Source organism: Opacimonas viscosa, assembly GCF_024199005.1.
Lineage (GTDB): Bacteria > Pseudomonadota > Gammaproteobacteria > Enterobacterales > Alteromonadaceae > Opacimonas > Opacimonas viscosa.
Map to the genome: position 1 here is coordinate 1 of NZ_JANATA010000200.1, position 260 is coordinate 260.

The 260-nt window shown below is 45.4% G+C and carries 1 protein-coding gene; it reads right to left on the reverse strand.

Annotated features, from left to right (window positions below):
- Positions 1 to 121: 121 nt before the first annotated feature.
- The coding region (locus tag NLF92_RS13300) for a phytase (protein WP_254102719.1) at positions 122 to 260 on the reverse strand (139 nt) is incomplete at its 5' end.

The following is a 260-nucleotide window of genomic DNA, read 5'->3' on the forward strand; positions in this document are numbered from 1 at the left end:
GGTATTTAAGCGCGTGCAATGTATAAATCTGAATACTCAAGTATGCAAAATGATAACGATGTGAAAGAAGGAAAGCCCGGGGAGCCCCAGACTTTCCAGTCCGGGGCTCTGATTGAAGTAGTTAACGACGTTGTTGAATGAACTGCGCGATTTTATTGCCGTCAATAATTTTAAAGTTTTGCGGTGCTGCGGGCATCACATTGCGTCCATCCTGCACCACTAACAATCCGTTCGGGTATTGCGGCCCTAAATCATACGAA